Here is a 15473-nt window from a genome sequence, read left to right as displayed (position 1 = left end):
TTTATAATTGATTAAAAACGTTTTGTAAATCAGCTTTTAAATCGGCTACATCTTCTAATCCTACAGAAAGGCGAATTAAATCAGGAGTTACGCCCGCAGCTTTTTGTTCTTGCTCGGATAACTGCTGATGCGTAGTAGATGCTGGATGAATAATTAATGATTTGGTATCTCCAATGTTCGCTAATAAAGAAAATAGTTGCGTTTTATTTGCTACTTGCTTGGCAGCCTCAAATCCACCTTTTAAACCAAATGTTACAATACCGCTACTGCCTTTTGGTAAATATTTTTGAGCTAAATTATGATAGGGTGAAGATGAAAGCCCCGGATAATTAACCCAAGCAACCTGCGATTGGTTTTGCAACCAAGTTGCCAGTTCTAACGCATTTTGCGCATGTTGTTTAACACGAACCGCTAAAGTTTCGATGCCTTGAATAGTTTGAAACGCATTGAAAGGAGATAGTGCAGCGCCTAAATCGGGTAAGCCTTCAATTCTAACCTTTGCAATAAAAGCTGCATTACCCAAAGCTTCGTGATAAACTAAACCATGATATCCGGCAGACGGTGTTGTAAATTCAGGAAACTTTCCTGAGCTCCAATCAAAAGTTCCTGCATCAATAATCACACCGCCTAACGAAGTTCCGTTTCCTGTTAAATATTTGGTTAACGAATGAATAACCAAATTTGCTCCGTGTTTTATAGGTTGTAACAAATAAGGCGTCGCAACCGTATTATCTATAATTAACGGAATTTTATTGGCTTGTGCAACTTTAGCAATAGCTTCAATATCTAAAACATCTAATTTTGGGTTTCCTAAAGATTCGCCAAAAATTGCTTTGGTATTAGTTTGAATAGCATCTTGAAAGTTTGAAACCTGATCAGGATCAACAAACGTAGTAGTAATACCTAAACGCGGTAAGGTAACATTTAACAAGTTGTAGGTTCCGCCATAAAGGCTGTTAGATGCAACAATATGATCGCCGGATTTTAATAAAGTTAATAATGTAGTTGATATTGCAGCAGCCCCTGAAGCCGTAGCAACCGCAGCAATACCACCTTCTAAAGCAGCTAAACGCTGTTCTAAAACGTCGGTAGTAGGATTATTTAATCGTGTATAAATATACCCGCTTTTAGAAAGGTTAAATTTAGATGCAGCATCTTGAGCATCATCAAAAACATACGATGTCGTTTGATAAATAGGCACAGCACGTGTTCCTTGCGTATTTGCAACATTATGTCCTTCGTGTAATGCTTGTGTAGAAAAATGAAATTGACTCATAACTAAAATTTTAAAAAAAGATTAAATATTGGAATAAAAAAAGTCCTTTTGGCATTGCTACCAAAAGGACTTAACTTGAACATACTAAAAATATACTATATCAAATTCAGACTTTAAGCCATAGCAATGCGGTGCGTACTTTCATACACATCATACACATTACCATCATTTGTAAGCTTAAAAATCTCATATATTATCTATAACAATTTTACTAAAGAAAAAAAAACCCCTGCGAAAAGCAGAGGCGATTACTATATTTTAAAAAAAAATTATGCAATAACAACCTCTGCGCTTAAAAAGCACATAAACATGTTACAATTTTGCATTAATTTTTTCATTATTTTTATTTGTTGATTTCACAAATATATAAAACTTTTTTATATCTGCTTCAGTTTTTTTATAAAAATATTCAAAACACTAAATAATAGTAATTATATTGAATAAGTTATTGCATTATAGCATTGAAAAATAAAAATATAGAATTGCTTTGCTGTTATTTTTTTGTTCTGTAATTTTGTACTCTAAATATTTAGAGGAAAAATTTGAACTGATTGCAACCTCATTAAAAAATGCTAAAGCAGGTTATTCTTCTTTAAGCATTGTTTGCGCAGTATTTTTTCCTCCCTAACAATTAAAACTACATTTCATATGGCATATTTATTTACGTCGGAATCTGTTAGTGAAGGACATCCAGACAAAATAGCAGACCAAATATCGGACGCGTTAATAGACAATTTTTTAGCTTTTGATCCACAATCTAAGGTTGCTTGTGAAACTTTAGTAACTACTGGTCAGGTAGTTTTAGCGGGCGAAGTAAAATCTAAAACATATTTAGATGTGCAAGAAATTGCACGCGAGGTAATTCGTAAAATTGGGTATACCAAAAGCGAGTATATGTTTGATGCAAATTCTTGTGGTATTTTGTCAGCCATTCACGAACAATCTGCAGATATTAACCAAGGGGTTGATCGTGCGGTTGTAGCTAAAGATTTTGAAACTAAAGCAAACGCACAAGGTGCTGGTGACCAAGGAATGATGTTTGGCTATGCAACCAACGAAACGGAAGATTTCATGCCGCTTGCTCTAAACTTATCTCACAAACTTTTACAAGAGTTAGCTGAACTTAGACGTGAAGGAAAAGAAATTACGTATTTACGTCCAGACGCAAAATCGCAAGTTACTTTAGAATATGATGACAACAACAAACCGGTTAGAATTGATGCTATTGTAATTTCTACACAGCATGACGATTTTGATCAGGAAGAAAAAATGTTGGCTAAAATTAAAAAAGATATTATTGAGATTTTAATTCCTCGCGTTATTGCAAAAAATCCTCAATATGCACATTTATTTAACGATGCTATTAAATACCACATAAACCCAACAGGTAAATTTGTTATTGGTGGACCACATGGTGACACCGGATTAACAGGTCGTAAAATTATTGTTGATACATATGGTGGTAAAGGTGCTCACGGCGGTGGAGCTTTTTCAGGCAAAGATCCATCTAAAGTTGACCGTTCTGCAGCATATGCAACACGTCACATTGCTAAAAACTTAGTTGCAGCTGGTGTTGCTGACGAAGTTTTAGTTCAAGTTTCATACGCAATCGGTGTAGCAAAACCAATGGGTATTTTTATTGATACCTACGGAACAGCTAAAGTAAACTTAACCGACGGTGAAGTTGCTAAAGTTGTTGAAGGTATTTTTGATATGCGTCCTTACGCAATTGAACAACGTTTAAAATTACGTAACCCAATTTATTCTGAAACGGCTGCTTATGGTCATATGGGTAGAACTCCAGAATTAGTTATTAAAACGTTTAAAAACCCTTACGGAGATACAAAAACTATTGAAGTTGAATTGTTTACATGGGAAAAATTAGATTATGTAGATGCTATTAAAAAAGCATTTGATTTAAAATAATCCCTTTTTATTGTTGTTAAATATATTAAAATCAGATTAGTAATTTACTAATCTGATTTTTTTTAATTATAACACATCCGAATATCGCATCAAAAATTATTTTTTTTTAGCAAACTATTACTTTTAATTTGTTTTTTTTGAAAAATTACTTTCATTTGTTTTCTATTAACCGTTAGTTTAGATTATGTCAATTTGGAGAGTAAAAAAATTAGATTCTTTAATTCAAGAATCCATAGAAACAGAAAATAGCCTGAAGCGTACCTTATCTGCCGGTGCCTTGGTAGCACTTGGTGTTGGAGCCATTATCGGAGCTGGCCTTTTTTCTTTAACAGGAATTGCAGCTGCCGAACATGCTGGCCCTGCTGTAACCTTATCTTTTGTTTTAGCTGCATTGGCTTGTGCATTTGCTGGTTTATGTTATGCAGAATTTGCATCTATGATTCCGGTTGCTGGAAGTGCTTATACCTATTCTTACGCAACCATGGGAGAATTTATTGCCTGGATTATAGGTTGGGATTTAGTTTTAGAATATGCATTGGCAGCAGCAACTGTAAGCGTAAGTTGGTCGGCTTATTTAAATGAATTACTTAATTCGTTTAATATTCATTTACCTTTTGAATTTATTAATTCTCCTAGCGATGGTGGTTATGTGAACTTGCCTGCAATTTTAATCGTTTGTTTGCTTTCGTTATTTTTACTTCGAGGTACAAAAGAATCTGCTATTGTAAACAACATTTTGGTAGTGATTAAAGTTGCCGTAGTAATTTTATTTATTGTTTTAGGATGGAAGTTTATGACACCGGCAAATCATGAACCTTTTATTCCAGCAAACACCGGAGTACGTGGCGAATTTGGTTGGTCTGGAATTGCCGCTGGCGCTGCCTTGCTTTTCTTTGCTTTTGTTGGTTTTGATGCTGTTTCTACAGCAGCACAAGAAGCTAAAAACCCACAAAAAGGCATGCCAATTGGTATTTTAGGTTCTTTAGTAGTTTGTACCTTATTATACGTATTGTTCTCGTATGTTATGACAGGTTTAGTACCTTTTACAACATTTAAAGACGATGCATCACCTGCAATAACAGCTTTTAGAGTTACCGGATATTCATGGATACAAACCATGTTAAACATTGCCATTTTAGCAGGTTATACGTCGGTTATTTTAGTAATGTTATTAGGACAAAGCCGTGTATTTTATAGCATGAGTAATGATGGATTGTTGCCAAAGTTTTTTTCGGATATTCATCCAAAATTTAAAACACCGTGGAAAACTAATATCTTTTTCTTAATTTTTGTAAGCCTTTTTGCAGGATTTGTACCAATTAAAGAATTGGGGCATATGGTAAGCATTGGTACCCTATTTGCTTTTACATTAGTTTGCATTGGTATTATTATTATGAGAAAAAGATTACCGGATGCAACTCGAAAATTTAAGGTTCCGTTTGTACCACTTATTCCAATTCTAGGAGCTTTGGTTTGCGTATTTTTAATGAGTTCGCTTGATATTCAAAGCTGGTTAAGATTAGCTATTTGGCTTGCTTTAGGTATTATTATATATTTTATGTACGGAAAAAAGCATAGTAAATTAAACTAAAAATATAAACAAAAACACCGCTTTAAAAGCGGTGTTTTTTTTGTAATTAAAAAAAAACAATCTAACGACAAAAAATATAAACAAACAAAAATAAATCCAATTATTCGTTAATTTTAAAACAATTTCATTGACTTTATGCGTTATATATACAAATAATTAAATTGTTTATGAAAAATATCATGTTATTAGTCCCCATAATAGCTTGTAATTTCTGTTATGGACAAGTTGGTATAAATACAACTGCCCCAAAATCTACGTTACATATAAAATCTGATCCAGCAAACTTAAATTTAGCTGATGGATTAATTTTACCTACATTAACCAGAAGCGAAATTATAAGTAAAGATCCATTATATAATTCAACTGAAGCTGGGGCAATAATCTATATAAGTGAAATTGGGGCTGAATCCACAACTCCTAAAACTTCAAAAATTTCCACTACTGGATATTATTATTTTGATGGACAATTTTGGCAAATACTTGCTGGAAATGACGAAAGTATTTATTTACCTTCATTTAATTTACCTGTAGAACACATTGCAAACAACGTAACTTTTGATTTATACACCAACGTATATCTAAAACAATATACAAAAGCAAATAATCAAACTTTTGTAAGTAGTAATCAAAGTTTAACTCAGCTTCCTATTGTTTATGAAGCTAATGAGTTAGATTACATTGTTACTTACTATGACCCTGACATCATAACGGTTAATAGCATATCAGCAACTGGTGTCTTAAACTACAATGTACTAAACACAAACCCAAGTACTAGTTCTTTTATCAACATTTTACTTGTAATTAAATAAGTAGAATATGAAAAAAACAATCGTAAGCATTTTCGTATTTATTTTTACAATTGGCAATGCACAAAAACAAAATTACAATTGGATTTTTGGTGTATATAATGGTTTGACTTGGAAGGAAAAGCAACACATAAAAGTCAAAGGCTTATTTGGCACACCAGATGCTATTTTAACAGATTTACCTACAAGTTTAAGTAACCCTATGTTAAATACAGTTGAAGGTACATTTACCATATCTGATTTAAACGGTAATTTGCTTTTATATTCTGACGGTGCAAATATATATAACAAAAACAATGACGCAATTTCAGGCGGATTAGGAGGAAATTCAACTTCAACTCAATCAGGTAGTATTGTTTTATATCCTGGTGAAGTAAACAAATACATTGCTATTTCCGCTGGATTTGGAAATGGTGTTTATCAAGGCTTATTCTATACCATAATTGATATGAATTTGAATGGAGGATTAGGAGGTATTCCTAATTATCCAAGTACTGCCACTCCGCTAAGACATTTACCTTTTACAGGTGCTAAAGGAATTTTAGGCGAAACTGTTACAGCAGGTCGCCACGCTAACAGAAAAGATATTTGGGTACTTGCTCCAAGTAGAACAAGCGCAGCTTACCCGGGTAAAACTGCTTTAGAAGTTTGGGCTATTAACAGTACCAATGCATCAGAATTTCAAAACACAGTGCATAGTAGTTTTGAATTAGATGACGTAATAACTTTTCCAAATAATCCAGGAGGATATATTAGATTTACAAACGATACCAAACATTTTGCCTGGATAAATTTCGGTGACTTTCCAAACCCGAACGGAGAAGTTTTTTTATGTATTGGAGATTTTGATAACGAAACGGGTACAATATCAAATGTTCGTATAAAAAGAAACGTTCAGATAGATGAAACATCTAACGGATATGGTGTTGAATTCACTAACGATAATAAATATTTATATATTACTTTATCACCACCAGGTCCGCTTGGAAAATGGACAAGTCATTTAATTGTATATGATTTTGAAGAATTATTAAATACAAATTCAGAACAAGAATTATTAGAAGTAGCCCCTCTAAAAGTAATATCAACTCCAGCTGCTGTCATAACAACATCTCCAAACTTATATTACGGAGCTTTACAAACAAGTCCGGATGGGAGAATGTACATTGCTAACATGTGGAAAAACTCCGTATTAGTAATTGATAATCCAAAAGATCCAGTAAATATGCGATTGTATGAACTGCCTACAGCAGGAGCTACAAGATATGGATTACCTAATTTTGCTGTACCATGGTTTACAACTGGTGTAGAAATTAATCAAGACCCGAACAGCTTATGTGCTAACAAACAAATACCAATAGATTTTTACATTGTTGATGGAGAAGGCTATGAACAAGTAGATAAAATTACTGTAGATTATGGCGATGGCATTACGCAAACAGATTTAGTTCCATTAACACCAGGAATTCATTCTAAAAAACACACCTATTCTAATCCAGGAATGTACAATATAAAAATGGATGCCTACAAAGCAGATAATACAGTATTTACCAGTTTTGACAAAACACTTATAATTAATTCTTGCTCAGTTAAAGTTAATCCTTTTATAAGAGGTGAATTTAAAAGTTAATAATATGCGTATAATCATTAGTTTAATAGCACTATGTACATCTATAACGTACAGCCAAGTAGGAATTAACAATCCGAATCCAAAGGTAAGTTTACATACAAATAGCCTAAAATTAAATGACATTTCTGATGGAGTAATTGCGCCAATTTTGAAATTAAGTGAACTTAATAAAAAAGAAAATTTATATAATTTAAATCATAAAGGAACATTAATATATATAAATGCCATTGATGCACCGCAAACTAAAAGTACTCGAGTAATTATTACGCCTGGATATTATTATTTTAATGGAAAAGCATGGAAAACCTTTATTAAACAAGAAGAGTTATTTTTTTACGCATCCTATTTTGTAACAAAATTGGATGAGAAAAAACAAGGAGTAGAAATAGATTTATACGAAGATGTATATAAAAAACAATTTATTAAAGGTTCTAATCCTCAATTCATATCATCAAATCCAGAAACAATAAGAGTAAAAAAAGAATATTTAAGAGAAGAATTAGATTATGTAATAATACATTATGATATAAAAACAATAAAAGTTAACACCATTACACCACAAGGTATTTTAAATTTAGATGTTTTAAGTTTAGATTTTGGTCTTAATTCGTTTATGAACCTTGTATTTGTTGTAAAACAATCTAATTAATTAGTAATCATGAGTTTTTCTACAAGTTCTTTATTTGTTTTTAAATCTTTACCGTAAAACAAAATATAATCTACTTCAAACTTTAATGGATTTGTATTATCTTTTATTTTGATAAACATTTTATGTAAAATAATTTTTTTATTATTTACGGTTGTTTCAACCACATATTTTCCGTTTAAATAAACCAAAGTCATAAAGTGTTTTTTTTCTGCTGCCAAGCTAAACTTATAGTTATTATCAGTTATTTTTTGGGCCGTATAACCATAAGCCAGCTTACGTTGGGTTAAAGTTAAATTAGCTTTTTGTCCACGTTCTTCAAACAAAATACGATAAACTTCGATTGGATTATTCGCGTCAATTTTTCCATCACGTAACCGAACTTCGTAAACGTAGGTATTTGTGCTTGCGCTATGCTGAATGTAAAACAATTGCCCTGCAGCAGCTTTTGGAACGGGATAATTACTTTGCGCCCAACAAAAACTAATAAAAAATAAAAAAAAACGGGTTAGTAATCCTTTCATAATCATGCTTTAACAAGTTAACGCAAAATAATACATTTTATTAGATGTACAATAAAACTTACACAAAAGCACATTTACCTAATCTTTGTTACTAAACTTATTTTAAAATTACAAGCACAAAAAAGCCAGAAGTTTTAAGTAACTTTGTTTTTTTAATTTTAGTAAAAGTAAAACTATGCACATAGCTGTAGCAGGAAATATTGGCGCAGGAAAAACAACCTTAACCCAAGCTTTAGCCCATCATTTTAATTGGGAACCGCATTTTGAAGATGTAGTAGATAATCCTTATTTAGATGATTTTTACCATGCCATGGATCGTTGGTCATTTAACCTACAAATTTATTTTTTAAACAGCAGGTTTAGACAAGTGCTTGAGATTAGAGAAAGCGGAAAAAACATTATTCAGGACCGAACAATTTATGAAGATGCCAAAATATTTGCACCCAATTTACACGCTATGGGATTAATGAGCGAACGTGATTTTAAAAACTACGTTTCTTTGTTTGAGTTGATGCAACGTTTGGTTTCTGCTCCAGATTTATTAATTTACTTACGCAGTTCTACCCCGAATTTGGTAAAAAACATTCAGAAACGCGGTCGTGATTACGAAAATTCAATTTCTATTGATTATTTAAGTAAATTAAACGACAGGTATGAAGATTGGATTAGCAGCTATGATAAAGGCAAACTTTTAATAGTTGATGTTGATGCGTTAGATTTTGTAGATAATCCAGAAGATTTAGGAAGCATTATTACACGCGTAGATGCTGAATTAAATGGTTTATTTGAAACCAAATAGAAATAAAAAAGCTATCCTAAATGGATAGCTTTTTTATTATAATTCGATAGAATATTTAGCTTTTTCTGCATTTGTTAACGCTTGGAAACGAGCCGAACATTCGTCAATCATTTCTAAAGCAACATCTACATCCGCCCAACCTTGAACATCAACCGATTTATTTTCTAAATCTTTGTAAACTTTAAAGAAATGTTCAATCTCTTTAATTAAATGTTCGTTGATATCCGAAATGTTGTTTAACTTATTCATAATTGGATCTGCAACCGGTACACAGATAATTTTCTCATCAGGACCTTTATCGTCAGCCATTTTAAAAACAGCAATTGGTTTTACCTCTACCAAACAACCAGGAGTTGATGGCTCTGTAAATAAAACTAAAACATCTAACGGATCACCGTCTAAAGCTAAAGTTTCAGGAATAAAACCATAATCAGCTGGGTAAAACATAGCAGAATATAACATACGGTCAAAACGAATTCTTTTTTTATCAAAATCGTATTCGTATTTATTTCTGCTTCCTCTTGGAATTTCGATGAAAGCATCGAAAGTTTTTACACTTGCACTCATTATACTTTTTTATTTAATAATTCAAATTAAGCGACTGCAAAGGTATGAAATTCTTTAAAAGTAAAATCCAAAAGATCCTTTAATTGTAAATTTATTTACATCTGGCAGATGATTATACGAACCACGCCAAGAAAAATCTAATCTAAAACATTTAAAAATATTACCAATAGCAGCACCGTATTCCCAATAAACATCGGTTGGTGATTGGTAAACCAATCCAGATGCGTTAATGGCTCTGTTTTTATCACTTACATCACCATAAACCCCACGCACACTAATAATTTCTCGTAAATTTAAATCACGAACCCACGGAATACGTGAAAATAAACGTCCGCCAAAATTATGTTCTAAATGCGCAGAAACATATTCATCGGCCACAAATTCGTAGTAATTCATGTTCTGAAATGTATTTTCCATAGCAAACCACGATTGGTTACCCGGAATTACTCCAATAAGCGCTAAAGGAACGGTACCAAAAAATTTACCTGCTTCTATGGTAGAAGTAAATCGGCCAAATCCGCCAATTAAAATAGGTTGACGGTAGTAAAACTGCAATTTATCGTAATTAAAATCAGAATCAAAAACCCCCTTTAACCCTTGCGTTAAACTTACTAAAACGCGCGGATAATTAGAATCAACCTCAATACGTTCTACGCCATGATTTACCATACGGCGGCCTGGCGTATAATCTATTACATATTGGGTTTCGTATTCTTTAACCGAATTTTTAATTGCTCCGTTTTCATCATAATAAGCTAAACTAAACAAATTAGGATCGGCAGCTTTTTGAGTGCGGTACGATAGATTGAGTTTAAACGTTAAGTTTTTAACCAATTCTGCTTCGATACCAGCGGTGGTTAAATTTATATCGGTAAGGTTGTGGTTTACTCCAGATGAAAATAAGGTTGAAGATGCTAAACTACGGCCTAAAACATCTTGCGTTGCTGTTAAACTTGCTCCCATTTGCTCAACATCACGTCGGTTACCAAGGTGCACAATTACACGGTTTTTAGGTTCTAATAAAACTTTACCCGAAACGCCATATTTTACCTTATCATCTTTAAATCCATAAGCCATATATCCTTGCAAACGCCATTTATCATTAGGACCAAAATAGGTACGACCACCAGCACGCAAACGCAATCCTTCAATTTCATTGTAACCAATGGTTGAGAATATTGGTCCGAAATCAAACTTATATTTTGGAATTTCGTAATAACCGCTGGCTAATACCGTTGCCACATCCATGTACATTCGGAACTTAGGTACCGTAGCTAACGTATCAAGCAAGGTATAAATATCGGTTTCGTTTTTGTTTAGTTTTTCAAAACGATTGGCTTCCCAAAATTCATCTGTACGGTTGTAAACGGCCATATCGGTTTCGCTTACTTCGTACTTATAAAAGTTAGGTTCTTTTTTCTTATCAAAAACGTAGTTTTTATATAAGGTTGAGCGTTTCCCATACAATCCTTTTGATTCTTCTTTTTTAGAAAAAGAAAAATCGGTCATCATGTAATCTTTTTTAAGTAAAAAAACTGAATCGCTTATAACATCAAATTCTTGCTCAATGTAAATATCTTTTACCCAGTTAATATTGGCTGATTTAGATGCCTGAAGATTAATTTTTTTAATAGCAAATGTGGTATCATTTACCCAAAAATCACCTTTAAAAGTTAATTCACCTTTACGGCGGGTAAAAAACAATGTTATAACACCATTTGTTATCTATAAAAGCAGTATCTGCTAACACGTAGTTGTACACGTTAATACCGGTGCGTGATAATGGAGAAATAAAATCTTTGTCAAAAAATTTTAGGTAGTTTTTGTAAATATCGTAATCGGCATACAAATCTTTTAAAAATCCGTTTACCATATCGCCTTCGCCCAAGCCGGAGTTTTTGTTGGCACGAATAATTTCTTTTTTCTTATTTAACAGATTATCTCCGTAAACTTCACTTAGCGATTCGTTTAAAAAAATAGGTAAAAAAGTTTTACCTGTAACGCTGGACGTATCCATACGATCAAAAACGAATTCCATACCTTTAAATAGTTTTTTTTGCATAAAAGCGCTATCAATGGTATTTAAATCGAATTCAATTTTTTCGTATTTATCGTATTGGTATTGGTCGTACATGTACAATCCGTTCTTTTTACGGCGTTCCCAAATTTTGCGTAAAATATCTAAAGCAGGATTGTCTTTTTTAGATGTTTTTCCTACGTAAACCTTAACCTCATCTAAAAAGTTATCAGCAACAAGTTCAACCTTTAAGTTAAGATTACTACCTGGTTTTAAAGGCAATTCTAGCGTTTTATAACCAATAAACGAAATTACTAATGTGCTGTAATTATCTGGAGATTCTAAATAAAACTTACCATTGTCATCTGCCACAACACCTACGGTAGAATTTTTAAAGTAAACGCTGGCATAAGGCACCTCAATACCATCTTCATCATAAACATAACCACCAACTTTTGTTTGTGCTAAAAGACAAATAGATTGAACTAAGAAAAAAAAACTAAAAAAATACTTCATAAAAAAAACTTCGCTAGTATTTATACTAACGAAGTTCAAAGATATTTAATATTTCGATTGAAATAATTATTTGTACATCACTTTTTTAACAGCTTTAATCACATCATCTGCATTTGGCAACCATTCTTTCAACAATTCTGGTGAAAATGGTGCTGGTGTGTCAGCCGTTGTAATACGTTGAATTGGTGCATCTAAAAAGTCAAATGCTTTTTCTTGCACTAAATAAGTAATTTCTGACGACACAGATGCAAATGGCCAAGCTTCTTCTAAAATAACTAAACGATTAGTTTTTTTAACCGAGTTTAAAATAGCTTCTTGATCCATTGGACGGATGGTACGTAAGTCGATAATTTCACAAGAAATTCCTTCTTTAGATAATTCATCTGCAGCTTTATATGCTTCTTTAATAATTTTACCGAAAGATACAATAGTAACATCTTTACCTTCACGTTTGATATCTGCAACACCAAGTGGAATTAAATATTCACCTTCTGGCACTTCACCTTTATCCCCGTACATTTGCTCTGATTCCATAAAGATAACTGGGTCGTTATCACGGATTGCTGATTTTAATAATCCTTTTGCATCATATGGGTTTGATGGAATTACAACTTTTAAACCTGGTGTGTTAGCGAACCAGCTTTCAAAAGATTGAGAGTGCGTTGCTGCTAATTGTCCTGCAGATCCTGATGGTCCTCTAAAAACAATTGGCATAGTAAATTGTCCGCCTGACATTTGACGCATTTTAGCAGCGTTGTTTATAATTTGATCAATTCCTACTAACGAGAAGTTGAAAGTCATAAATTCAACAATTGGTCGTAAACCATTCATGGTTGAACCTACAGCAATACCAGCAAATCCTAACTCAGCAATTGGAGTATCAATTACACGTTTTGGTCCAAATTCATCCAGCATTCCTTTTGAAGCTTTGTAAGCACCGTTATATTCAGCTACTTCCTCACCCATTGAATATACTTTGTCGTCGCGACGCATTTCTTCGCTCATCGCTTCGCATATAGCTTCTCTAAATTGAATCGTTCTCATAAATGTTTGTTTATTCAAAAATTTGACTTAACAAAAATAACAAATTTATATGTTTAAAAAACGGTAAAGTTTACTACTATATATTAAATAATATGTAAAACCACGTACATACATTATCATTTTTACAAAAAAACTAAACTTTATTTAACTTACACTGTACAAAACATCTATTAAATACAATAAAAACAGATAAATAGTGAAAAATTTAGAAAAATCAAATTTTATATGCATGCATAGTAATTCGTTATTTTTTTTTTATATCTTAGTAAAAACAAATAATAACTAATAAACAAATTTAAAATATGAAAATATTGGTTTGCATCAGTAATGTACCTGATACTACTTCAAAAATTAACTTCACGAATGGAGATACAGAATTTGACGCAAACGGCGTTCAATTTGTTATGAATCCGAATGACGAATTTGGTTTAACCCGCAATTTGGTTTAAAGAAAAGCAAGGTGCTACCGTGCATGTAGTGCATGTTGGCGGACCAGAAAGTGAAGCAACTATACGTAAAGCATTGGCTATTGGTGCTGATGAAGCTATTCGCGTTAATGCTACTCCTTCTGATGGCTTTTTCGTTGCAAAGCAATTAGCTGAAGTTGTAAAAGAAGGTGGTTACGACGTAGTAATTGCAGGGAAAGAATCTTTAGATTATAACGGTGGAATGGTTCCGGGCATGTTAGCAGCTATGTTAGGCTTTAACTTTGTAAATGCTTGTATTGGTATTGAAGTTGAGGCAAACACAGCAAAAGTTGTACGTGAAATAGACGGTGGTAAAGAAACTTTAAGCGTAAGCTTACCTGTTGTTTTAGGTGCACAAAAAGGAATTGTAGAAGAAAAGGATTTACGCATACCAAACATGCGTGGAATTATGCAAGCGCGTACTAAAGCTTTAGCTGTAAAAGAACCTGTAGCTGTAGATGCAAAAACAAAAACAGTTAAGTTCGAAAAACCAGCTCCTAAATCGGCATGTAAAATGGTTAGCGCTGATAATTTAGACGAACTAATCAGCTTATTACATAACGAAGCTAAAGTAATTTAATCTCTATTTTCACAAACTTAAAAACAAGTACATATGTCAATCTTAATATATGCAGAATCTGCAGAAGGAAAAATAAAAAAAGTAGCTTTTGAATTGGCTTCTTACGCTAAAAAAGTTGCAGAACAACAAGGCACAACCGTTACCGCATTAACTATTAATGCAGACGATGTAAGCGTTTTAGCAAAATACGGCGTTGATAAGGTTTTAAAAGTTAATCAAGCTGATTTAAAAACTTTTAACGCAAAAGCATATGCTGATGTAATAAAACAAGCAGCTCAAAAAGAAGGAGCAAAATTAGTTGTTTTATCATCTACAACCGATGCTAAATATTTAGCACCATTAGCAGCTATGGATTTAGATGCAAGCTTCGCATCTAACGTTGTAGCTTTACCAGAATCTACTGCGCCATTTATTGTAAAACGCACAGCATTTTCTAACAAAGGTTTTGTTTTTACAGCTTTAGAAAGTGATGTAAAAGTTATTGCTTTAGGTAAAAATTCTTTTGGATTGATCGAAGCAAACGGCACTGCAACTGCAGAGGATTTTAATCCAACCGTAACATTAGATCAAATAAAAGTTGAAAACGTAGAAAAAGTTTCAGGTAAAGTTACCATTGCTGATGCAGAAATTGTTGTTTCGGCAGGACGTGGTTTAAAAGGACCTGAAAACTGGGGCATGGTTGAAGAATTAGCCGAAGTTTTAGGCGCTGCAACAGCATGTTCTAAACCAGTATCTGACCTAGATTGGAGACCACATTCTGAGCACGTTGGGCAAACGGGTAAACCGGTAGCAGCAAACTTATATATTGCAATCGGTATTTCGGGAGCTATTCAGCATATTGCCGGAATCAATGCATCAAAAGTTAAAGTTGTAATCAATAACGATCCAGAAGCTCCTTTCTTTAAAGTTTCAGATTACGGTGTGGTTGGTGATGCATTTCAGGTTGTACCAGAATTAATTAAAAAATTAAAAGAATTTAAAGCTGCAAATCATTAATCAGTTTAAATTAGTTTGATAATATTTTAAAAATCATTTAAGAGAGTTACTTGTTTAAATTTTTATATTTGCAAGGAACTCTCTTTTT

At 32.8% G+C, this 15473-nt stretch carries 11 protein-coding genes and 2 pseudogenes; 8 read left to right on the top strand and 5 right to left on the bottom strand.

Going from position 1 to position 15473, the window contains the following annotated elements:
• Position 1: 1 nt before the first annotated feature.
• Positions 2-1276, bottom strand: coding sequence for an O-acetylhomoserine aminocarboxypropyltransferase/cysteine synthase family protein (locus K5I29_RS13210; RefSeq protein WP_264433831.1), 1275 nt, complete (start codon positions 1274-1276; stop codon positions 2-4).
• 648 nt (positions 1277-1924) lie between these two features.
• Between K5I29_RS13210 and metK the strand changes: the two genes are divergently transcribed.
• The 5 genes from metK to K5I29_RS13185 all read left to right on the top strand — a co-directional run bounded on the left by metK (position 1925) and on the right by K5I29_RS13185 (position 7878).
• Entirely contained in the window at positions 1925-3202 is a 1278-nt protein-coding gene (gene metK, locus K5I29_RS13205; protein ID WP_264433830.1) for a methionine adenosyltransferase, read from the top strand.
• A gap of 184 nt (positions 3203-3386) precedes the next feature.
• Positions 3387-4793 carry an amino acid permease gene (locus K5I29_RS13200; protein WP_264433829.1) on the top strand — a complete coding sequence of 469 codons (1407 nt, stop codon included), beginning with the start codon at positions 3387-3389 and terminating at the stop codon, positions 4791-4793.
• 167 nt (positions 4794-4960) lie between these two features.
• Positions 4961-5602, top strand: coding sequence for a hypothetical protein (locus K5I29_RS13195; RefSeq protein ID WP_264433828.1), 642 nt, complete (start codon positions 4961-4963; stop codon positions 5600-5602).
• 7 nt (positions 5603-5609) lie between these two features.
• Positions 5610-7229: an NHL repeat-containing protein gene (locus K5I29_RS13190; protein ID WP_264433827.1), complete on the top strand. Its 1620-nt coding sequence runs from the start codon at positions 5610-5612 to the stop codon at positions 7227-7229.
• Positions 7230-7233: 4 nt separating this feature from the next.
• The gene (locus K5I29_RS13185; protein ID WP_264433826.1) at positions 7234-7878 is read left to right on the top strand and encodes a hypothetical protein; all 645 of its coding nucleotides are present in this window, start codon (positions 7234-7236) and stop codon (positions 7876-7878) included.
• Here K5I29_RS13185 and K5I29_RS13180 read toward each other — a convergent pair.
• Positions 7875-8399, bottom strand: a complete 525-nt coding sequence (locus K5I29_RS13180; protein WP_264433825.1) for a DUF4833 domain-containing protein — start codon at positions 8397-8399, stop codon at positions 7875-7877. The two genes, K5I29_RS13185 and K5I29_RS13180, sit on opposite strands and share 4 nt — an antisense overlap.
• A gap of 175 nt (positions 8400-8574) precedes the next feature.
• Here K5I29_RS13180 and K5I29_RS13175 point away from each other — a divergent pair, with 175 nt between their 5' ends.
• Positions 8575-9198 (top strand): deoxynucleoside kinase, encoded by a 624-nt coding sequence (locus K5I29_RS13175; protein WP_264433824.1) that lies wholly within the window; start codon positions 8575-8577, stop codon positions 9196-9198.
• A 36-nt stretch (positions 9199-9234) separates the two neighbouring features.
• On the opposite strand, the gene K5I29_RS13170 is transcribed toward K5I29_RS13175, so the two are convergent.
• The 3 genes and pseudogenes from K5I29_RS13170 to K5I29_RS13160 all read right to left on the bottom strand — a co-directional run bounded on the left by K5I29_RS13170 (position 9235) and on the right by K5I29_RS13160 (position 13360).
• On the bottom strand, positions 9235-9765 hold the full coding sequence (locus K5I29_RS13170) for an inorganic diphosphatase (protein WP_264433823.1): 531 nt from the start codon (positions 9763-9765) through the stop codon (positions 9235-9237).
• A 54-nt stretch (positions 9766-9819) separates the two neighbouring features.
• Positions 9820-12298: pseudogene (locus K5I29_RS13165) on the bottom strand (DUF5686 family protein).
• 66 nt (positions 12299-12364) lie between these two features.
• Positions 12365-13360 carry a pyruvate dehydrogenase complex E1 component subunit beta gene (locus tag K5I29_RS13160; protein WP_317134286.1) on the bottom strand — a complete coding sequence of 332 codons (996 nt, stop codon included), beginning with the start codon at positions 13358-13360 and terminating at the stop codon, positions 12365-12367.
• Between the two features lie 284 nt (positions 13361-13644).
• On the opposite strand from K5I29_RS13160, the pseudogene K5I29_RS13155 reads away from it, so the two are divergent.
• Both K5I29_RS13155 and K5I29_RS13150 read left to right on the top strand, forming a co-directional pair.
• A pseudogene (locus tag K5I29_RS13155) lies at positions 13645-14389 on the top strand (electron transfer flavoprotein subunit beta/FixA family protein).
• 33 nt (positions 14390-14422) lie between these two features.
• A complete protein-coding gene (locus K5I29_RS13150) occupies positions 14423-15385 on the top strand; it encodes an electron transfer flavoprotein subunit alpha/FixB family protein (protein WP_264433821.1) in 963 nt (320 codons plus the stop codon).
• Positions 15386-15473: the final 88 nt, after the last annotated feature.

The sequence above is a fragment of the Flavobacterium agricola genome, from assembly GCF_025919725.1.
Taxonomy (GTDB): domain Bacteria; phylum Bacteroidota; class Bacteroidia; order Flavobacteriales; family Flavobacteriaceae; genus Flavobacterium; species Flavobacterium agricola.
This window is presented reverse-complemented; position numbering and strand designations above follow the sequence as displayed.